We start from the raw sequence: 20,347 nt of genomic DNA on the forward strand, positions 1-20,347 counted from the left end.
CATGAAAAAATATAGTATCATATTTTTTATTTGCATAAGTTTCAATGCAACTACTTCTGCCCAAATGCAGTACAGTAAAGCTGTTACAGCAACTGCTATGAACATTTGGAAAGATTCATTTGCACTCGATGGTAAACCTGCTAAGTGGGCATACGACCAAGGCGTAATACTAGAGGGGGTTGTTGCAGTTTGGAAGGCTACAGCTGATGTTCAATATTTTAATTACATACAAAAAAGTATGGATAACTTTTTGAACGAAGATGGAACAATTAAAACGTACAAGCAAACCGATTTTAATATTGATAATGTAAAAAACGGTAGGGCTTTATTATTCTTATACAGGGTTACGGGTAAAGAAAAATATTGGAAAGCGGCTACTATTTTACGCAATCAACTTCGCAATCAACCCCGTAATGCGACAGGTGGTTTTTGGCACAAACAAGTGTATCCTAACCAAATGTGGTTAGATGGTTTGTATATGGCAGAACCCTTTTATACCGAGTATGCCATGCTAGCACATGAGGATACTGCTTTTAATGATATTGCCCAGCAGTTTATTTTAATGAATCAATTTGGGCTTGATGCAAAAACGGGTTTGTTATACCATGCTTATGATGCTTCTAAAGAAATGGGTTGGGCCAATAAAGTAACCGGACAATCACCTAATTTTTGGGCACGTTCCATAGGCTGGTATGTAATGGCATTGGTAGATGTATTGGAGAATTTTCCTGTTAATCATCCTAAACGAAATGAACTTGTAAACATACTCAATAGTAGTTTACAAGCGGTTGTAAAGTATCAAGATAAAAAATCTGGTTGTTGGTATGACATCATCGACCAACCTACCACTAAAGGTAATTACCTAGAAGCATCAGCATCAAGCATGTTCATTTATGCAATGGCAAAAGGTGCTCGTTTAAAATTGTTGCCTAATACTTACCAATCGCTGGCACAAAAAGCTTACAAAGGTTTGGTAAAGCAATTTATTCAAAACAATAATAACCAAACAGATTTAGCTGGCACCGTAAAAGTATCTGGCTTGGGTGGAAAACCTTATAGAGATGGCAGTGTAGCTTATTACTTGGGTGAACCTGTAATTGTAAACGATCCAAAAGGTATGGGTGCTTTTATACAAGCCGCTGCTGAAGTTGAAATGATTCCAACGTTACAAATTGGTAAAAATAAATCAGTATTACTCGATTATTATTTTAACCACGAAACCCAAAAAGACATCACTGGAACCACTGTACAATTTCATTACATATGGGAGCAAATGGATAATGGCGGTTACTCTATGTTAGGTCATGTTTTCAATAAATATGGTGTTGCAACAAAAAAACAAATGACGGCTGTAACGGCCGATGATTTAAAAAATACCAGTATCTATTTTATCATTGATCCTGATTGGCCAAAAGAAAATAAAAACCCACATTATATTGAACCTGCCCAAATAGATGTTATTTATAATTGGGTTAAAGCTGGTGGTGTGTTAATGTTGTTTGCGAATGATAGCAATAATGTAGAGTTTAAACATTACAATGAATTAGCCAATAAATTCGGTATTCACTTCAACGAAAATTACAGAAATATGGTAAAGGGTAATGAGTATGAAACGGGTACTTTCAACATCTTACCTAATAACCTCATTTTTAAAACAGCCAAAAAATTATACCTCAAAGAAATTTGTACCATCAATGTAAAAGCGCCTGCAAAGGCTGTTTTGTCTGATAATAGCGATGTAATAATGGCCGTTGCTAAAGTAGGTAAAGGTACTGTGTTTGCTGTAGGCGACCCTTGGTTATATAATGAATATATAGATGGTAGAAAAATACCGTCTTATTTAGAGAACTATAAAGGTGCAGAAGATTTAGTACAGTGGCTTATTAAACAGACAAAAAAATAATGAAAACCATTGTCGCTATCATATTATGTTTGAGTTGTTGTGTGCAAGGTTTTGCACAAAAAATCATCGTTGTTGCCAAAAAAGGTAAGGCCGATTTTAGTACCATACAAGGTGCCATCAATAGTTTGACCGACAGTTCAGCAACTCCTAGAGTCATTTACATAAAAAATGGTGTGTACAATGAAAAAATATATATAGAAAAGCACCAAATTATTTTAAAAGGCGAAAGTAATACGCAAACCATCATCACCAATAGTATTGCTAGAGAAGAGTGGCGTTGTATGCACAATGATGATTGGGGCGTAGCAACCGTAAATATTGATGGTAATGATATTACACTGCAAAACCTTACCATTATTAATGATTATGGTTTGGTGAATCAGCAAAATAAAAATATTTATTGTAGTACTGATACAACGGCTACAAAAATAAAAACCATTAAACCGAGTGGGCACCAAATGGCATTACGTACCATGGCTGCTACAAGGTTAAGGGCTATCAATTGTGTTTTTAAAGCTTTTGGTGGCGATACCGTAAGCCCATGGAACACCAACTTTGGTATGTTTTATTTTAAAGATTGTGCAATGTATGGTGGGGTTGATTTTTATTGTCCTCGTGGTTGGGCATATGCTGAAAATTGTACGTTTAATGCTTTAGTAGGTGATGCTGCCATTTGGCACGATGGCTCTGCAGTAAAGGATTCTAAAACGGTTTTAAAAAACTGTACGTTCAAAGGCTACAATGGTTTTAAATTAGGCCGATACCACCGTGATGCTCAGTTTTATTTAATTGATTGTTTGTTTGATGCAAATATGGCCGATAAAGATATTTACCTAGTGCCCACATCAAATACCATTCAATGGGGGCGCAGGGTGTACTATTTTAACTGTCATAAAAAAGGAGGAGATTATACATGGTTTGCAAACAATTTAGAAACAGCTGAGAACGCTGTTGAAGCGAAAAATATAAATGTTAATTGGGTGTTTGGTACACATTGGAACCCTGAAATAAATATTGTAAAATGAAATTATCACAACAAGCTTTAAAACTGCCTACATTAAAAGGGAAAGTTGTTTTACCAACAGCAAATGCTTTTTCGTTACCAGAAAAAGTATTGCAATTTGGTACAGGGGTATTGTTACGTGGACTACCTGATTTTTTAATCAACAAAGCCAATAATGAAGGTGTATTTAATGGTAGAATTGTTATTGTAAAATCAACCAACGGTGGGGGCGATGCCGAAGTATACAACGAACAAGATGGTTTGTATACGCTTTGTATAAGAGGTATTGAAGAAAAACAACGGGTAGATGAAATTCATATTTCAGCATCAGTAAGTAGGGTATTAACTGCCGCTACTGAGTGGGATGAAATTATACAATGTGCTGAAAATCCTGACATGCAGGTCATCATTTCAAATACAACTGAAGTGGGTATTACATTTACCAATGATAACATTCATGCTACACCTCCATCATCTTTCCCCGGTAAATTATTAGCATTTTTATACCATCGTTTTAAATTTTTTAATAAAGATGTTACCAAAGGAATGGTCATTGTGCCTACAGAGTTGGTGCCCAATAATGCGGATAAATTATTGTCAATAGTAATTGAGTTGGCGCATCAAAACGGTTTGGAAACATCTTTTATTGATTGGCTCGAAAATGCCAACCACTTTTGTAATTCATTGGTAGATAGAATTGTGCCGGGTAAATTATCGGCTGATGAACAAAACCAACTACAAAATGAATTAGGCTATGAAGATGGGTTAATGATCATGTCAGAAGTATATGCATTATGGGCTATTCAAGCCAATGATGATGAGGTTAAAAATATTTTATCATTTGCTGATGCCAATGAAAGTGTGGTTATTGCAAAAGATATTAATAAGTTTAGGGAGTTGAAATTGCGGCTGCTCAATGGCTCTCATACCTTCACTTGTGGGTTAGCATTTTTAGCAGGTTTTGATACAGTGAAAGATGCCATGGAAAATGCTGATTTTGCTCAGTTTATTCAACAATTAATGTTCGATGAAATTGTTCCATCCATTATTAGTGATGCTATTACGGAAGCAGAAGCAATCAACTTTGCCAATAAGGTATTAGATAGGTACCGCAATGCGTTCATTGATCATCATTGGTTAAGTATTACTGCACAATACTCATCAAAAATGCACTTACGTAATACTGCCGTTATACAACAATACCACCAACGCTTTGCTGAAGTACCTTCATTAATGGCGTTAGGTGTAGCAGCACATATTTTATTTATGTGTGGTGAACAAGGGGCTGATGGTAAATATTATGGCACGGTTAACGGACATAAATACCTTATTACCGATGCTAATGCTGCTTTGTATGCTTCTAGTTGGAAAGATGTTGGCGCAACCATGATTGTAAACAATATTTTAAGTAATAATGATTTATGGCAAACAGATTTGAATACCATAACAGGTTTTAGCCAAGAGGTAAATTATTGGTTACAAATTTTAAAAGAAAATGGGGCAGTTGCAGCTATAAAATTAGCCGTTGCAACCAATAACTTAGTTGAACATGAAAAGTAAGATTGTAAAAATAAATGCAGTTGATAATGTAGCCGTAGCACTACAAAATTTGTTGAAAGATGAACAAGTTGTGGTAGATGGTCATACTATTACTTTGTTAGAAGATATTCCTGCTAAACATAAATTTTATTTAAACGAAATGTTACCAGGTTCATCAGTTACAATGTACGGTGTACTAGTAGGCAAAATACAAACGCATGTGTGGCCTGGTATGCGTATGAGTACTGATAATTTAAAACATGCCGCTGAAGGCTATGCTTATAGAAATAATGTTTTTACTTGGCAGCCACCTGATGTATCAAAGTTTCAACAGCAAACATTTAATGGGTATCATCGTAAAGATGGTAGGGTAGGTACGGCTAATTATTGGTTATTTATACCAACCGTTTTTTGTGAGAATAGAAATTTAGATGTTATTAAAGAGGCTTTGCAAAATCAACTCGGTTATGGTAACACCGCAAAGTATAAAAATTATGTTGGTGATTTAATCAATGCATATCAAAGTAACGAAAGTATTGATGCTATTGATTTTGCACCCACACAATATCATCATAAAAGAGTATTTAAAAATATTGATGGTATCAAGTTTTTAAATCACCAAGGTGGTTGTGGGGGTATTCGTCAAGATGCTGCTGTGTTGAGTAAATTATTAGCAGCATATGCTGATCACCCTAATGTAGCTGGTGTAACAGTGTTGAGCTTGGGTTGCCAAAATTTACAAACACAAGATTTTTTAAGTGATTTAAAAACGTTACATCCGCAATACGATAAGCCTACATTTATATTTGAACAACAACAGTCGCAGAGTGAAGAGCAACTGATTAGCGATGCTATTAAACAAACTTTTGAAGGTTTAATAGAAGCCAACAAAATAGAGCGTTCGCCAGCACCTTTAAGTAAGTTAAGTTTAGGCGTTAAATGTGGCGGTAGCGATGGTTTTAGTGGTATTTCAGCAAACCCAGCCGTTGGTTATGCAGCTGATTTATTGGTTGCTTTGGGTGGTACTGTTTTGTTAGCCGAATTTCCTGAATTATGTGGTGTTGAACAAAATTTAATTGATCGTACCAATAGTAAAGAAGATGCTGAAAAGTTCATTCATTTAATGCAACGGTATGATGATATTGTAACCAAAGCAGGTTCATCATTCAGCATGAATCCTTCACCTGGTAATATTAAAGACGGTTTAATTACTGATGCGATTAAAAGTGCAGGAGCAGCAAAAAAGGGAGGTACATCGCCTGTGGTTGATGTGCTTGATTATACAGAAGTGGCTACCAAACCAGGTTTAAATTTAGTTTGTACACCAGGTAATGATGTTGAAGCTACCACTGGTAAAGCCGCTGCTGGCGCTACATTAATTTTATTCACAACTGGTTTAGGTACACCAACGGGTAACCCTATTTGTCCGGTTATTAAAGTGGCTACCAATACTACCTTAGCTACTAAAATGAGCGATATTATTGATATTGATACTGGAGGTATTATTGAAGGTACTGTAACCATTGAGCAAATGGGCGAACAAATTTTAACCTATTGTATTGCAGCTGCAAGTGGTGAAGTAGTTCCAAAATCTGTGCAATTAAATCAAGATGATTTTATCCCTTGGAAACGTGGTGTGTCATTATAATTTACTTAATCTAATAACTATTTATTTATACGATAATGAAAAACTTTTTAGACGATAATTTTTTGCTTAATAATAAAACGGCTGAAACCTTGTACCATCAGTATGCGAAGGATATGCCCATTATTGATTACCATTGTCATCTTCCACCCAATCATATAGCGAATAACACACAGTTTGAAAACCTTACACAAATTTGGTTATATGGCGATCATTACAAATGGAGGGCCATGCGTACCAATGGTGTTGATGAACATTTTATTACAGGCACTGCATCAGATAAAGATAAGTTTTTACAATGGGCTAAAACAGTACCTTATACATTACGCAATCCTTTGTACCATTGGACGCATTTAGAATTACAGCGTTATTTTGATGTACATACGGTGTTAAATGAGCAAACTGCCAATAAAATTTATGATGAATGCTCCGAAAAATTACGTTCGCCGGAATACTCCGTAAAAAATTTATTGCGTAAAATGAATGTACATACGGTTTGTACTACTGATGACCCTATTGATAGTTTAGAATACCATCAACAATTAAAAAACGATGGATTTGAAATTCCTATATTACCAGCATACAGGCCAGATGCTGCTATGAATCCCGATAATCCGGTAAACTTTAATAAGTATGTTGATGCAGTTGCAACAGCTTCTGCAATTACCATTAATAGTTACGATGATTATTTAGCAGCACTCAAAAACAGGCATGATTATTTTACAGCTAACGGTTGTAAAGTGTCTGACCATGGTTTAGAAGAAATGTATGTAACCCCTGCTGATGAAGCTACTGTTGCACAAATATTTTTAAAAGTTAGAAACGGTGCAACACTTACACTTACTGAAAATCATCAACTACGTGCAGCCTTACTGCAACAATTTGCAGAGTGGGATCATGAAAAAGGCTGGATTCAGCAATATCACCTCGGTGCAATCAGAAACAACAATACTCGTATGGCTACCAAACTTGGTGCTGATACAGGTTGGGACTCAATTGGTGATTTTTCACATGCTAAAGCAACTGCCACTTTTCTTAATAAATTAGATACCAATAATAAACTCACAAAAACTATTTTATACAACCTTAACCCAGCTGATAACGAGTTAATGGCTACCATGATTGGTAACTTTAATGATGGTTCTGCAGCAGGAAAAATACAATGGGGTTCTGCTTGGTGGTTTTTAGATCAGAAAGATGGTATGACCAAACAGATCAATGCACTTTCTAATATGGGCTTGTTGAGTAAGTTTGTAGGTATGTTAACAGATTCAAGAAGTTTTCTTTCATACCCTCGTCATGAATATTTCAGGCGTTTGTTGTGTAATATGTTTGGCGAAGAAATAGAAAATGGAGAATTACCTAATGATATTGAGTGGACGGGTAGTATTATAAAAGATATTTGTTTCAACAATGCCCAAACGTATTTTAATTTTTAAGCTTTCATGACCCAACGTTCTCAAAAAAATATTGTTTGTTTTGGTGAATTACTCTTAAGGTATTCACCTTATATGAATGGCGCATTTATTAGAGATGCTCAAATGCCTGTGTACATTGGTGGTGCAGAGTTAAATGTAGCAAGCGCCTTAGCTCAATGGCAACAACCTGTTAGCTACGTTACTGCATTGCCGAACCATTACTTAGCAAATGAAATTGTAGATTATGTAAAAAGTAACAATATCAAAACCCAACATATTCATTATGCAGGTGAACGTATTGGCGCTTACTACTTGCCACAAGGTGCTGATTTAAAAAATAATGCAGTCATTTATGATCGCAACTATTCATCATTTGCACAATTGCAACCTGGTGATATTGATTGGCATACTGTGTTGAAAGATGCACATTGGTTTCACTTTTCAGCTATTAGTCCTGCATTAAATGCTACAGCCGCAGCGGTCTGTTTAGAGGCTGTTCAAGTAGCTTCATCATTGGGTATTACTATTTCAGTTGATTTAAATTATAGGGCAAAATTGTGGCAGTATGGTGAAACGCCAGTATCAGTTATGCAGCCCTTATTAAAGTATTGTGATGTAATAATGGGTAATATTTGGGCTGCTGAAAAATTGGCTGGTATTGCATTACCTTCAAATTTTGATGCAACTTCAACTGATGAGCATATTTTTTTACAAACCTCTCAAACATCTGCCCAACAATTACAACAACAATACCCAACTTGTAAAATAGTGGCCAATACTTTTAGGTTTGATGATGGTGCAGGTATAAAATACTATGCAGCTTATCATACAGGTGCTACTATGGCTCATACACAAACATTTAAAGTACCACATATTGTAGATAAAATTGGCAGTGGCGATTGTTTTATGGCCGGGTTAATTTATGGAATTGACCAGCAATTGCCGCCACAACAAATTATTGATACGGCCGCAACTGCCGCTATTCTTAAATTACAACAGTTGGGTGATGCTACGAGTAGTACCTTAGCTGATATTAAAAATGCATTGCCCATTTATGAATAAGCAACAAGCTATTATCTATACAATACAATCACAAGGCTTAATGCCACTGTTTTTTAATGCTGATGAAACGGTGAGTATCGCTGTTTTAAAAGCTTTGTATGCAGCTGGTGTTCGTATTGTAGAATACACTAACAGAGGTGCAACCGCTTTGCAAAATTTTAAAGCATTAAAACATGTGGTTCAACATGAAATGCCCGATTTATACTTGGGTATTGGTACCATTAAAGATGCTGCCGCTGCAACAGCATTTATAGAGGCAGGTGCCGATTTTTTAATTAGCCCTGCTTTAATTGATGAAGTACATGAAATAGCTGTGCAGCATGCTGTACTTTGGTTACCCGGTTGTATGACGGTTACTGAAATTGTTAAGGCAGAAAAAATGGGCGTTTCCTTGGTAAAATTATTTCCGGGTAATGTGTTGGGGCCAGGGTTTGTAAGTGCAATAAAGGCAGTATTCCCTACTATGTTATTTATGCCTACAGGAGGAGTAGATACTACTGCGGCGAATATACAAGCTTGGTTTAATGCTGGTGTGTGTGCCGTTGGTATGGGTAGTAATTTAATAACCGCCTCCATATTAGCTGAGCAACAATACCAACAACTTCAAAATGAAGCAAGCAAGGTTTTGCAAATTATTCAACAAATTAAACTTAAAGACTAACTCATGCAAGCTTCTAAAAAATCATCATTTCGTTGGTCAATTACCATATTATTATTTTTCGCAACTACCATAAATTACCTTGATAGGCAAGTGTTATCACTTACATGGAAAGATTTTATTGTTCCTGAGTTTCACTGGACCAACAATGACTATGGTACCATTACAGCAACTTTTTCATTGGTGTATGCCTTTGCCATGTTGTTTGCCGGTCGTATTATAGATTTTATGGATACTAAAAAGGGGTTCTTTTGGTTCATATTTGTATGGTCGGTAGGTGCATGTTTGCATGCATTTTGTGGTATTGCAACAGCAGGCTGGTTAAATGGTACTTGGTTAGTAGGGTTTGCTGAAGCCAAACAAAATATAAGTACGTTAACCAATACGGCACAAGTGATATCAGTAAGCGTATCGTTTTTTATTTTCGCTAGGGTAGTATTGGCTATTGGTGAAGCTGGTAATTTTCCAGCATCCATTAAGGCAACCGCTGAATATTTTCCTAAAAAAGATAGGGCATTAGCCACCAGCGTTTTCAATGCTGGAGCAACTGTTGGGGCACTGTTAGCACCACTTAGTATTCCTTTTATCGCAAAAGCTTTTGGCTGGGAAATGGCTTTCATCATCATTGGTTCACTCGGCTTTATATGGATGGGCTTTTGGGTATTTATTTACAAAAAACCGCATCTTAACCCAAAAGTTAATGAGGCAGAGTTACTGTATATTCAGCAAGACGATCACGACAATAATGCTACCAATACCACTAATACAAATGCCGCTGCAAAAATTGGTTTTATACAAGCATTACAATACAAACAAACTTGGGCATTTGCAATAGGTAAATTTATGACCGATGGTGTTTGGTGGTTCTTTTTATTTTGGACGCCTGCCTACTTAAGTTCTGTTTATAACCTCAATGCAACCCAAAGCGCTCCTCAAATTTTTGTGCTGTATGGTATTACTTTGTTATCAATTATTGGCGGTTGGTTGCCCACTTATTTTGTTGATAAAAAAGCAATGAACCCGTATAACGGTCGTATGAAAGCCATGCTCATATTTGCTTTTATACCATTACTTACATTGTTAGCTCAACCATTAGGCAGCATATCTGTATGGTTGCCAGTTATCATAATTGGTGTAGCTGGCGCTGCACACCAATCATGGTCGGCCAATATTTTTACCACTGTTGGCGATATGTTCCCCAAACATGCTATTGCAACCATTACGGGCATTGGTGGTATGGCTGGTGGTATTGGCTCATTTTTAATCAATAAAGGTTCAGGTGTTTTGTTTGATTATACAACAAAATCGCAAATGGTATTTTTTGGTTTTAAAGGCATTGAAGCAGGTTATTTCATCATTTTTTCAATATGTGCTGTTGCCTATTTAATTGGGTGGATTATCATGAAATCATTGGTACCACATTACAAACCCATTACTGATTTATAGTTGGTGGGGTAGTCATCAGTTGAAAATATGGCAGCATCGTTGCGTCGCACACTTCAACATTGGTACTTTTTTGAGCGTTTTTAAACATAACAATGATGGCCTTTTGCATCATTGCTAAACTATTGCTTATTTTTGCAAACAATGACGCAATTATCTACGCTCAATAAGTATTTCAGCAAATATAAATATCGGTTTACACTAGGAGTATTGTTTGTTATACTCACCAATTACTTTCGAATATTAGCACCCCAATTAACGGGTTTTGTGGTTAATGCTGTTGTAACGGTTTTAAAAGGTAAAAACGAACCTTTAACCGATGCTCAACTGCATAATTATGATTTTATTGTAGTGAAAATTATTCAATGGTTTAACAACGAAAGCTTTCAACATAAAATTTTATATACGGGTTTAATCTTACTTATTTTAGCACTCATTAGTGGTTTTTTTATGTTTTTAATGCGACAAACCATTATTGTAATGAGTCGTTATATTGAGTACGATCAAAAAAGTGAAATATTTGCCCATTACCAACAATTAGATACCGGCTTTTATAAAACCCATAGCACTGGCGATTTAATGAACCGTATTTCTGAAGATGTAAGTAGGGTTCGCATGTACACAGGGCCAGCCATTATGTACTTCATTAACCTAGCAGCTATTATCGGGTTTAGTTTATTTTTTATGATACGGTCAGATGTTAAGTTGACCATTGTGGCATTATCGCCTTTACCCATATTAGCTATTACTATTTATTTCGTGAATACCATCATCAATAAAAAAAGTGAACGTATTCAAGCATTGTTGAGCGATTTAACTACCAATGCACAAGAAACCTACTCTGGTATTCGTGTCATTAAATCATTTGTGCAAGAAAAAGCCATGCTCCGTTTCTTTAAAAATAATAGCGAAGCGTACAGAAATAATGCACTGAGTTTAGCTAAAACAGAAGCTATATATTTTCCATCAATGAGTTTAATGATAGGCTTAAGTACGCTTACCACAATATTGGTAGGAGGGTTAGATGTGGTGAACAATGTACCGGGCGCCGATTTGGGTAAAATAGCAGAATTTGTGTTGTACATACAAATGCTTACGTTTCCCGTTAGTGCCATTGGTTGGACTGCCAGCATGACCCAAAGAGCCGTAGCATCGCAACGCAGAATCAATGAATTTTTGTTAACACAACCTAATATTGTAGATGCTGAAAATGCGATGGATATTAAGGTTGAAGGTAATATTAGCATCAATAATGTAAATTTTACGTATCCACATACAGGTATACATGCCATCAAAAACTTTAACCTGCAAATTAACAAAGGTGAAAAAGTAGCCATTATTGGTAAAACGGGTTCTGGAAAAACCACCATTGCCCAGCTTTTGTTACGTATGTATGATGTTAACGAGGGCAGTATTTTATATGATGGTACCAACGTACAGCAACTGCAAAAAAATAGTATACGTTCGCAAATAAGTTATGTGCCTCAAGATGTGTTTTTATTTAGCGATACCATCAAAAACAATATACGTTTTGGTTTAAAAGAGGCCAGTGATGAAGCCGTATTTACGGCCGCAAAGCAAGCCAACATCTACCATGAAATAAACCAGTTTGATGAAAAATTTGAAACCATGGTGGGGGAGAGAGGTGTAACCCTAAGTGGTGGTCAAAAGCAACGTATTTCTATAGCTAGGGCACTTATTAAAAACCCATCAATGGTAATATTTGATGATTGTTTGAGTGCGGTAGATGCAAAAACTGAAAATGCTATTATTAGTAGTTTGTACGAATATTTGAAAAACAAAACGGCTATCATCATCACCCATCGCATATTTGCCTTATTTAATTTTGATAAAATTGTGGTGATGGATGAAGGCAATGTGGTAGAGCAGGGTACGCATGAATCGTTGATGCAACTAAAAGGATTGTATTACAGCATGTATCAAAATCAGCAAGAAAATAATTCAGGGGAATAATCTTTAAAAGCTAATAACCGTTAGTTTGTAATTCCATCAAATACACTATTTTCGGCACTTGAAGCGTTTAGGAGCGGTAGGATAGTATTTTGATATTTCGAAAACAATTTTATCTTTGCTGAACATATTTTTAAACAATCTTTTTAAAAAACTTTATAAAAGTGGCGTACGACAATAACGAAAAAAAACAAGAAAGTGTTTACAGTAAACGCATTAAAGCAGGTAAGCGTAGAACATACTTTTTTGATGTAAGAGAAACTAGGGGTAGTGATTATTATTTAACCATTACTGAAAGTCGTAAAAGGTTTGATTCAGACGGGTATGACAGACATAAAATCTTTTTGTACAAAGAAGATTTTAATAAGTTTTACAAAGGTTTAGGCGAAGCAATTGAATATGTAAAAACTGATTTAATGCCAGATTTTGATTTTGATGCCTTCAATCATGATACACCTTACGAAGGTGATGAACATGTAGCTTCAAATGAAGAAGTTGCAACTAGTGTTACAACAACAGAACCAGCACTTGAAACACCTAATACAGCTATTGATACAACTGATAACGGCAGTACTGAAGAAGTTGATAAATGGTAATGTAAACATACTTAAAAAAAGGCTCACCATTGGTGAGCCTTTTTTATTACATGCATTCTAATTATTAGTTCATCATTAAAACATTTACACTTCGCTGTAAAATATTAAAAGCAATTTCAGCCATTAGGTTTTCTTTATCAAGCGTTGGGTTTACTTCGGTAATTTCAAAACAGCAAATTTTACGGTTTTGCATAAACTTACTAATTAAATCTTCTGCTTCTCTTTCTCTTAAACCATTGCCCACTGGGGTTCCTGTGCCTCTCGAAATGGCAGAGTCTAAACTGTCTACATCAAAGCTTACGTAAATATCAGTGCAATCGCTTAAGTAACGCAATACTTTTCTGCTTACACTTTCTGCACCGTTTCTTCTAACTTCGGCAGTGGTAATTACCTTCATACCATATTTTTCAATTAAGTGTTTTTCTTCTTTTTCAAAATCTCTTAATGAAATAAACACAATATCTTCTGGGTCAACTTTTTGAGCAATTTTACCCAAGCCTTTTAATTGGTTCCACATGGCGGCTGTTTTTTCATCAACTTCATGTACTTTACTTTCTTCATTATCTTCTGCAATAGCGGTTGATAAAGGCATACCATGCATATTGCCCGATGGTGTGGTGTAAGGTGTATGTAAATCAGCATGGGCATCAATCCAAATAACGCCTAATTTGCTTTTGGGTTTTGCTATTTTTATTCCTGCGATGGTACCTCCAGCATTGCTATGGTCGCCACTGAGTATTACCGGAAAAAAATTACCTTTTATACTTTCACTTACCGCTTTGCTAATGCGTTCGTACATGGTTAATACACCTTGTATACGTTTAGCGTAAGGCGATTTTATGGGTTCAAATAATAAGTTATTTTCAACTTCAATTTTTTCTGAAGGAAAATGTACAAAGAAGTTACTCATAAAATCAAGCGCAGCAATTTTAATAGCATCTATGCCTAAACTAGCGCCTCTAGTACCTGCACCAATTTCTGATGGTACTTCAATTAATTTAATATTTTTCATAACGTTTGTTTATTATGATCATAAAGTACGGTCGATAATATTTTGAACTTTAAAACGTACAAACATATCTTCACTGTACCATTTTTGTTGTCTGGTTTTTTTTATCACTTCCGCATGTTCTTTCATGCCGTAGGCAAAATCTTTCATAGCAGCTTTTGATTGCCACATGCTAAAAGTAGCTTGTTTTATCCAAGGTAGTTCACCCACACCATACGATTTTATAAAACCTGGTGCAGTATTCATTTTAGCTGCAATGGGTGCCACATGTTGCCAAAAATATTTTAATTTGTTTAATCTGATGGTGGCCCTCGTTAACACTGCAATTGTGCCTTCGTAATCTGATTTTGGTTGTAAGTTTCCAAATGGTTTTTTGCCATCCCAAGTTCCATGTCCTTCAATAGGTTGCAGTATATAGGTGATGGTGGTGCAATTGCATTTTTGTAACCAAGTTGCTATAAATGTTCCATACAATTGTTGTAACGTAGCAGTATAGTCAAGCGTAGTATTTGTTTGATGGGCTGCTAAAATACCCCATTGGTGCCAATCGGGTTGTTTATCAAAAGTACCATTTTTGCCTGTACCCATTAATTTATAAAAATGAATACTTTTATTACGCCATAAAAAAAAACGGTGTATAACCATCGCAAAAAAAGCTATGGGAACAAACCTAGTAGGATATTTTATAATGGTAAGCGAAACTTGCATAATTCGTTTGCAAGTTAAGGCAATGTGTTTGTAAATAAAAAAGGCCTTGCATGTGCAAGACCTTTTCAAAAGCTATTGTAATTTATTAAAATTGCTCTAATTGACTAAAGAAGAAAGCACCTTCAATTGCAGCGTTTTCGTTACTATCGCTACCATGTACGGCGTTTTCACCAATTGAACTTGCATATTTTTTACGAATAGTACCTTCTGCCGCTTGCGCAGGGTTGGTTGCACCAATGAGGGTACGAAAATCTTCAACAGCATTATCTTTCTCTAAAATTGCAGCAGTAATTGGACCACGGCTCATAAATTCTACTAATTCACCGTAAAAAGGACGCTCTTTGTGCACTGCGTAAAATTCACCTGCTTTAGCTGCACTTAAATGAACCATTTTCATTGCAACAATACGAAAACCTGCCTCATTAATCATCGCTAAAATACCACCTGTGTTACCTTTTTCAGTAGCATCAGGCTTTATCATTGTAAATGTTCTGTTAGTTGTCATCTTTTAAAAATTTTTGCAAAAGTATATAAAAGAAGCTAAAAATTGGAGTGATTTTATCAATAAATACATGATTTCAAAAATATAAATAATAAAACATGGCAACCTTTTAGTAAATCAACCATGTTTTTACTTACTTTTGCGCCGCCTTTATGCAGCCTATACACAACATTTACAACCAATTAGCTACACCCCAAAAAGTAGTGATTACCATGCACCAAAAGCCTGATGGCGATGCTATGGGTTCAACATTAGGGTTGTATCATTTTTTAAAACAAATAGGGCACACTGTTACTGTAATTTCGCCTACTAATTGGGCTCATTTTTTAAATTGGATGCCCGATGTAGCAACTGTTATCGATTACGAAAACAAACAAGCTATTGCTGATGAAATAATAGCTGCGGCTGATATTATTTTTTGCTTAGATTTTAATACACTGAGCAGAACCAAGCGTATGGAGCCCGTTTTATCAAACACTAATGCCACATTGGTATTAATAGATCACCATCGTGAACCGCAACAAAATACCTTTACTTTCGGTATAAGTGATACGGGTAAAAGTAGTACTTGCGAAATGGTGTATGATTTTATTATGGCTAGCCCTTGGCAACAGCTCATTAATAACGACATTGCACAATGTTTATATGCTGGTGTAATGACAGATACTGGTTCGTTCAGGTTTCCTTCAACCACAGCAAGTGTACATAAAATGGTAGCCCATTTAAAAGAATTGGGTTTGCAACATTCAACTATACATGAGGCTTTGTTTGATAATGGTACCGAAAATAGGTTGCGTTTTATCGGCAATGTGTTGAGCAACAGAATGCAAGTATTTTATGAGTACAATACCGCTTTAATTGCTATACCACAAGCTGACTTAATAAAATTTGATATTAAAACTGGTGATACTGAAGGTTTGGTCAATTACCCTTTAAGCATTGAGGGCATTAAATTCGCCAGCATTATTATCGATAGAGGTGAAGAACGTAAATGTTCATTTAGAAGCAAAGGCGCTTTTGATGTAAATACATTTGCTCGAACTTATTTTAATGGTGGTGGCCATTATAATGCTGCAGGCGGTGCTACTACTGATACACTTGAAAAAGCAGTTGCTGATTTTATAACTGCTATGAAGGCTAATAGAGAACAATTAAGTACATATACATTTTAAAAATAAAAACAAACAATGAGAAAAATTGCGTATTTATTATTTGCAGTGGTAACACTAACTGCATGTAACCAATCATTCAAAAAAGGTGATGAAGGCATTCAATACAAAATTATTGCTGATGGTAAAGGTGAAACTATTAAACCAGGCGATTATATTGAATTTCATTTTACATCAATATTAAACAACGGTAAAAAAGATTCTATTTTAAATACCACAAGAGAAATGGGTGCACCACAAATCATCCTTTTCGATTCAACAAGTTTACCACCAGCATATTTTAAAATATTTAAATTATTAAGAAAAGGTGATAGCTTATGTACGAAAGTATTAACTGATTCAGTGTTTAAAAAACAACCAGAAGGTAGTATGCCTCCGTTCATGAAAAAAGGACAGTACTTGTTTACTAATATTAAAATCACCAACGTTTACAAAACAAAAGAGGCGGCTGATAGTGCACAAAAATTAGCAGCTACTGCTATGCAAGAAGCTGCAAAAGCAAAAAGTGCTGCACAATTAGTGAAAGACGATAAAGTTTTGAACGAGTATTTTGCTAAAAATAACATTAAAGCTATTAAAACACCAGTAGGTGCCTATGTAGAAATTTTACAACCAGGTACTGGTGCTAATTTAGATACTACATCAGTAGCTAAAATTAACTACACCGGTAAAACATTGGCTGGTAAAATGTTCGATTCAAATACGGATCCATCGATGAAGCATGTTGAACCATTAACGGTTAACTTAACCAACGACCAAAGTTTAGGTGGCGGTGTTATTGTTGGTATGGCTGATGCTTTAAAGTTGTTAAACAAAGGTGCTAAAGCAAAGTTGTACATACCATCAACTTTAGGCTACGGACCACAAGGTAATGGTGGCGATATTGGACCAAATGAAAACTTAATTTTTGAAGTAGAAATATTAAATGTACTTGATAAAGCAGCAGCAGCGGCAGATGCAGCAGCAGCGCAGAAGAAGTTTCAAGAAATGCAAAAAAGATACATGGATAGTATCCAAAAAGCAAATCCGCAACCAGCACAAACTGCACCAGCAGGTAAATAATTATAAATTATGTATTAAAAAAGCAGCTCCATAGAGCTGCTTTTTTATTGTGTAAAGTTTTGGTTATTGGTGATAGGCAGCAAGCAATTGTACTGCTTCTTTTGCTGCCTTCACATCATGTACTCTTAATATATTGGCACCATTTTCAAGAGCTAATGTATGCAACACTGTACTACCATTTAATGCTTCATCAGCTGTAATGTTCAATGTTTTATAAACAGTACTTTTTCTTGATAAACCAACTAATATGGGGCATTGTAATATTTTTAACTGCGATAAATTTTTGAGTAATGTAAAATTGTGTGTAATGGTTTTAGCAAAACCAAAACCGGGATCAATGATAACATCTTTTATACCTACAGCGCTACAATCGTGTACTTTTTTAATAAAAAAATCAAGTACCTCTAAAGTAACATCATCATACATAGCTAACTGTTGCATAGTTTGTGGGTTACCTTTCATATGCATACATATGTAGGGTACTTGTAATGCGGCTACTGTTGGTAACATAGCTTCATCAATAGTACCGCCACTCACATCATTTACGATACTAGCGCCAGCTGCAATAGCTTGTTTAGCCACTTCGCTATAAAAAGTATCTACAGATATAATCAGTTGTGGGTGTAGTGTATGGAGTGCACTAATTATAGGTATAACCCTTTCTAACTCTTCTTGTATTGTAAGTAAAGTAGCGTTTGGTCGAGTGCTTTGTCCGCCAACATCAATGATATCAACACCTTCAGCAATCATTTGTTGTGCCTTATTAATAAGGCCATCCATCCCTAATAAAATATCTCCTTTATAAAACGAGTCGGGTGTAGCGTTAATAATCCCCATAATAAGTGGGGTTTCTATCGATATCAATTTTCCTTTACAGTTAATGCTGTACATGTGCTTTATGAATTGTATTTTTGAAGCAATACACAAATATCTATAAATAAAATCGTGCATGAACACAGTTGAACAATATGATGCTATCATTGAACAATGCAGAAATACTTTTGTAAAAAAAACGAAAGATTATGGTACATCTTGGAGGGTGTATCGTACCATTTCTGTAGCTGATCAAATTTATATAAAGGCAAAACGCATACGTACTATACAAGAAAATAAAATACAAAAAATAGGCGACGATATAAAAAGTGAATTTGCTGGTATTTTAAATTATGCCATTATTGGGTTAATTCAATTAGATTTTAAAAGTGATGAGCCTGAAGAATTAGCACCATCGTTGGTAGCTGAATTGTACGATCAAAAAGCTGCCGCAGCCAAAGCTTTGATGCAACAAAAAAACCATGATTATGGAGAAGCATGGCGTAGTATGAGTCAGCAAAGTTTTGTTGATTTATCATTAGCTAAAATTTTACGTATTAAACAAATTATTGCAAATGATGGCGCTACTTTAGTGAGTGAAGGTATTGATGCTAATTTTTTTGACATATTAAATTATGCTGTTTTTGCCTTGATTTTAATTGATGAAGGCGTACACACTGTTTCGTAAATTTTAAAAAATCTACTGCATGAAACTTATAATAACTTTAATAAGAATTGTAACAGGCGTATTGTTTATTTTTTCAGGGTTAGTGAAAGCCATTGATCCTAAAGGGTTAGCCTACAAAATGCAAGAATTTTTTGAAGCATGGAGTAACAGCGGTTTTATGCCCGGGCTAATGAAAAGCTTGGATGCTTATGCCCTTAGTTTTTCTATTATTATGATTGCGTTAGAAGTAGTGGTAGGTATTGCTTTACTTATAGGTTATAAAAAGAAAATTACCGTTTGGGTATTGCTGTTGTTAATGTTGTTTTTTACATTTTTAACTTCTTATGTATTATTTACGGGCAAAATTAGGGCTTGTGGTTGTTTTGGTGATTGTATTCCGTTAACGCCGCAACAAACATTTGGAAAAGATATTGTTTTACTCATTTTTGCTATTTTGTTGTTGATTTATATCAAACACATAACACCTATTGCAAAGCCTTTTTTAAGCGGACTTTATGTAAGCTTAGCCACTATAGCTATAATAACCCTACAATGGTATGTGCTTAGAAATTTACCATTAGTAGATTGTTTGCCATACAAAGTAGGTAATAATATTATTGAGCTTCGTAAAATGCCCCCTAACGCTGTACCTGATAAGTTTGATTATGTGTTCAACTACAAAAAAAATGGAACTGTTCAATCATTTAAAGCAGGTGAAACACCTGATAGTACTTGGGAATTTGTAGATCGTATTCAAACATTGGTTGAAAAAGGCAGTAACAACATTCCTGTAATCAGTGATTTTTCATTAACTACAGAAAGTGGTAATGATAGCACCGAAGCAATTTTAACAATACCCAAGCCATATTATTTACTGTACATAAAAGATGTAACAGACTTTGCGCCAAATTGGAAAGCAGATGCTGACTTGATAAAAAGAATTACTGCAACAGGTATGCCCATTTATATTGTTACAGCTCAATTAGCTAAAACTAAGGAACGGTATCAGTCATTTAAATCGCTGCAAGGTGTTTATTCATCATTAGTATTTTTAACCTGCGATGCTACCGTTTTAAAAACAGTGGCAAGGGTTAACCCCACTTTGTATTTGATGAATGGCCCCGTTGTTCAACGAAAATGGAGTTATACAAGCTTTGAACATTTACCTGAATAAAGTAG

General features: G+C 35.3%; 18 protein-coding genes. 14 read left to right on the plus strand and 4 right to left on the minus strand.

Annotated features, from left to right (window positions below; genetic code table 11):
* Position 1: 1 nt before the first annotated feature.
* The 10 genes from ACFOWM_RS01110 (at position 2) to ACFOWM_RS01155 (ending at position 13,238) form a co-directional block, all read left to right on the plus strand.
* Positions 2–1,903, plus strand: a complete 1,902-nt coding sequence (locus ACFOWM_RS01110) for a glycoside hydrolase family 88 protein (RefSeq protein WP_379705848.1) — start codon at positions 2–4, stop codon at positions 1,901–1,903.
* On the plus strand, positions 1,903–2,928 hold the full coding sequence (locus ACFOWM_RS01115) for a pectinesterase family protein (RefSeq protein ID WP_379705851.1): 1,026 nt from the start codon (positions 1,903–1,905) through the stop codon (positions 2,926–2,928). Before ACFOWM_RS01110 ends, ACFOWM_RS01115 begins: the two co-directional genes overlap by 1 nt.
* The gene (locus tag ACFOWM_RS01120; protein ID WP_379705854.1) at positions 2,925–4,466 is read left to right on the plus strand and encodes a tagaturonate reductase; all 1,542 of its coding nucleotides are present in this window, start codon (positions 2,925–2,927) and stop codon (positions 4,464–4,466) included. Before ACFOWM_RS01115 ends, ACFOWM_RS01120 begins: the two co-directional genes overlap by 4 nt.
* A complete protein-coding gene (locus ACFOWM_RS01125) occupies positions 4,456–6,093 on the plus strand; it encodes a UxaA family hydrolase (RefSeq protein ID WP_379705857.1) in 1,638 nt (545 codons plus the stop codon). The genes ACFOWM_RS01120 and ACFOWM_RS01125 overlap by 11 nt, the downstream gene beginning before the upstream one ends.
* A gap of 35 nt (positions 6,094–6,128) precedes the next feature.
* Positions 6,129–7,529, plus strand: coding sequence for a glucuronate isomerase (uxaC, locus tag ACFOWM_RS01130; protein ID WP_379705860.1), 1,401 nt, complete (start codon positions 6,129–6,131; stop codon positions 7,527–7,529).
* Positions 7,530–7,535: 6 nt separating this feature from the next.
* Positions 7,536–8,570, plus strand: coding sequence for a PfkB family carbohydrate kinase (locus tag ACFOWM_RS01135; protein ID WP_379705863.1), 1,035 nt, complete (start codon positions 7,536–7,538; stop codon positions 8,568–8,570).
* On the plus strand, positions 8,563–9,231 hold the full coding sequence (locus tag ACFOWM_RS01140) for a bifunctional 4-hydroxy-2-oxoglutarate aldolase/2-dehydro-3-deoxy-phosphogluconate aldolase (RefSeq protein WP_379705866.1): 669 nt from the start codon (positions 8,563–8,565) through the stop codon (positions 9,229–9,231). Before ACFOWM_RS01135 ends, ACFOWM_RS01140 begins: the two co-directional genes overlap by 8 nt.
* A gap of 3 nt (positions 9,232–9,234) precedes the next feature.
* Positions 9,235–10,674: an MFS transporter gene (locus ACFOWM_RS01145; protein WP_379705869.1), complete on the plus strand. Its 1,440-nt coding sequence runs from the start codon at positions 9,235–9,237 to the stop codon at positions 10,672–10,674.
* A 141-nt stretch (positions 10,675–10,815) separates the two neighbouring features.
* Entirely contained in the window at positions 10,816–12,645 is a 1,830-nt protein-coding gene (locus ACFOWM_RS01150; RefSeq protein WP_379705872.1) for an ABC transporter ATP-binding protein, read from the plus strand.
* Between the two features lie 161 nt (positions 12,646–12,806).
* Positions 12,807–13,238: a DUF3276 family protein gene (locus tag ACFOWM_RS01155; protein ID WP_379705875.1), complete on the plus strand. Its 432-nt coding sequence runs from the start codon at positions 12,807–12,809 to the stop codon at positions 13,236–13,238.
* Between the two features lie 64 nt (positions 13,239–13,302).
* On the opposite strand, the gene ACFOWM_RS01160 is transcribed toward ACFOWM_RS01155, so the two are convergent.
* The 3 genes from ACFOWM_RS01160 to ACFOWM_RS01170 all read right to left on the minus strand — a co-directional run bounded on the left by ACFOWM_RS01160 (position 13,303) and on the right by ACFOWM_RS01170 (position 15,460).
* A complete protein-coding gene (locus ACFOWM_RS01160) occupies positions 13,303–14,250 on the minus strand; it encodes an arginase (RefSeq protein WP_379705878.1) in 948 nt (315 codons plus the stop codon).
* Between the two features lie 18 nt (positions 14,251–14,268).
* Positions 14,269–14,955, minus strand: a complete 687-nt coding sequence (locus tag ACFOWM_RS01165; protein WP_379705881.1) for a spheroidene monooxygenase — start codon at positions 14,953–14,955, stop codon at positions 14,269–14,271.
* Positions 14,956–15,040: 85 nt separating this feature from the next.
* Positions 15,041–15,460, minus strand: a complete 420-nt coding sequence (locus tag ACFOWM_RS01170) for a nucleoside-diphosphate kinase (RefSeq protein WP_379705884.1) — start codon at positions 15,458–15,460, stop codon at positions 15,041–15,043.
* A gap of 149 nt (positions 15,461–15,609) precedes the next feature.
* Here ACFOWM_RS01170 and ACFOWM_RS01175 point away from each other — a divergent pair, with 149 nt between their 5' ends.
* Entirely contained in the window at positions 15,610–16,629 is a 1,020-nt protein-coding gene (locus tag ACFOWM_RS01175; RefSeq protein ID WP_379705887.1) for a DHH family phosphoesterase, read from the plus strand.
* A gap of 15 nt (positions 16,630–16,644) precedes the next feature.
* Entirely contained in the window at positions 16,645–17,688 is a 1,044-nt protein-coding gene (locus ACFOWM_RS01180; RefSeq protein ID WP_379705890.1) for an FKBP-type peptidyl-prolyl cis-trans isomerase, read from the plus strand.
* 63 nt (positions 17,689–17,751) lie between these two features.
* On the opposite strand, the gene folP is transcribed toward ACFOWM_RS01180, so the two are convergent.
* On the minus strand, positions 17,752–18,579 hold the full coding sequence (gene folP, locus ACFOWM_RS01185) for a dihydropteroate synthase (protein ID WP_379705893.1): 828 nt from the start codon (positions 18,577–18,579) through the stop codon (positions 17,752–17,754).
* A 58-nt stretch (positions 18,580–18,637) separates the two neighbouring features.
* Between folP and ACFOWM_RS01190 the strand changes: the two genes are divergently transcribed.
* Together ACFOWM_RS01190 and ACFOWM_RS01195 are read left to right on the plus strand one after the other, a co-directional pair.
* Entirely contained in the window at positions 18,638–19,189 is a 552-nt protein-coding gene (locus ACFOWM_RS01190) for a DUF1599 domain-containing protein (protein WP_379705896.1), read from the plus strand.
* A 19-nt stretch (positions 19,190–19,208) separates the two neighbouring features.
* Positions 19,209–20,342 (plus strand): BT_3928 family protein, encoded by a 1,134-nt coding sequence (locus tag ACFOWM_RS01195; protein ID WP_379705899.1) that lies wholly within the window; start codon positions 19,209–19,211, stop codon positions 20,340–20,342.
* Positions 20,343–20,347 lie beyond the last annotated feature (5 nt).

This window comes from Ferruginibacter yonginensis (assembly GCF_042651465.1).
Taxonomy (GTDB): Bacteria; Bacteroidota; Bacteroidia; order Chitinophagales; family Chitinophagaceae; genus Ferruginibacter; species Ferruginibacter yonginensis.

Excerpts from the sequence above, each read along its gene's own strand:
- ACFOWM_RS01110 (WP_379705848.1), top strand. The coding sequence starts at position 2 with ATGAAAAAATATAGTATCATATTTTTTATTTGCATAAGTTTCAATGCA.
- ACFOWM_RS01115 (WP_379705851.1), top strand. The coding sequence starts at position 1,903 with ATGAAAACCATTGTCGCTATCATATTATGTTTGAGTTGTTGTGTGCAA.
- ACFOWM_RS01120 (WP_379705854.1), top strand. The coding sequence starts at position 2,925 with ATGAAATTATCACAACAAGCTTTAAAACTGCCTACATTAAAAGGGAAA.
- ACFOWM_RS01125 (WP_379705857.1), top strand. The coding sequence starts at position 4,456 with ATGAAAAGTAAGATTGTAAAAATAAATGCAGTTGATAATGTAGCCGTA.
- uxaC (WP_379705860.1), top strand. The coding sequence starts at position 6,129 with ATGAAAAACTTTTTAGACGATAATTTTTTGCTTAATAATAAAACGGCT.
- ACFOWM_RS01135 (WP_379705863.1), top strand. The coding sequence starts at position 7,536 with ATGACCCAACGTTCTCAAAAAAATATTGTTTGTTTTGGTGAATTACTC.
- ACFOWM_RS01140 (WP_379705866.1), top strand. The coding sequence starts at position 8,563 with ATGAATAAGCAACAAGCTATTATCTATACAATACAATCACAAGGCTTA.
- ACFOWM_RS01145 (WP_379705869.1), top strand. The coding sequence starts at position 9,235 with ATGCAAGCTTCTAAAAAATCATCATTTCGTTGGTCAATTACCATATTA.
- ACFOWM_RS01150 (WP_379705872.1), top strand. The coding sequence starts at position 10,816 with ATGACGCAATTATCTACGCTCAATAAGTATTTCAGCAAATATAAATAT.
- ACFOWM_RS01160 (WP_379705878.1), bottom strand. The coding sequence starts at position 14,250 with ATGAAAAATATTAAATTAATTGAAGTACCATCAGAAATTGGTGCAGGT.
- ACFOWM_RS01165 (WP_379705881.1), bottom strand. The coding sequence starts at position 14,955 with ATGCAAGTTTCGCTTACCATTATAAAATATCCTACTAGGTTTGTTCCC.
- ACFOWM_RS01170 (WP_379705884.1), bottom strand. The coding sequence starts at position 15,460 with ATGACAACTAACAGAACATTTACAATGATAAAGCCTGATGCTACTGAA.
- ACFOWM_RS01175 (WP_379705887.1), top strand. The coding sequence starts at position 15,610 with ATGCAGCCTATACACAACATTTACAACCAATTAGCTACACCCCAAAAA.
- ACFOWM_RS01180 (WP_379705890.1), top strand. The coding sequence starts at position 16,645 with ATGAGAAAAATTGCGTATTTATTATTTGCAGTGGTAACACTAACTGCA.
- folP (WP_379705893.1), bottom strand. The coding sequence starts at position 18,579 with ATGTACAGCATTAACTGTAAAGGAAAATTGATATCGATAGAAACCCCA.
- ACFOWM_RS01190 (WP_379705896.1), top strand. The coding sequence starts at position 18,638 with ATGAACACAGTTGAACAATATGATGCTATCATTGAACAATGCAGAAAT.
- ACFOWM_RS01195 (WP_379705899.1), top strand. The coding sequence starts at position 19,209 with ATGAAACTTATAATAACTTTAATAAGAATTGTAACAGGCGTATTGTTT.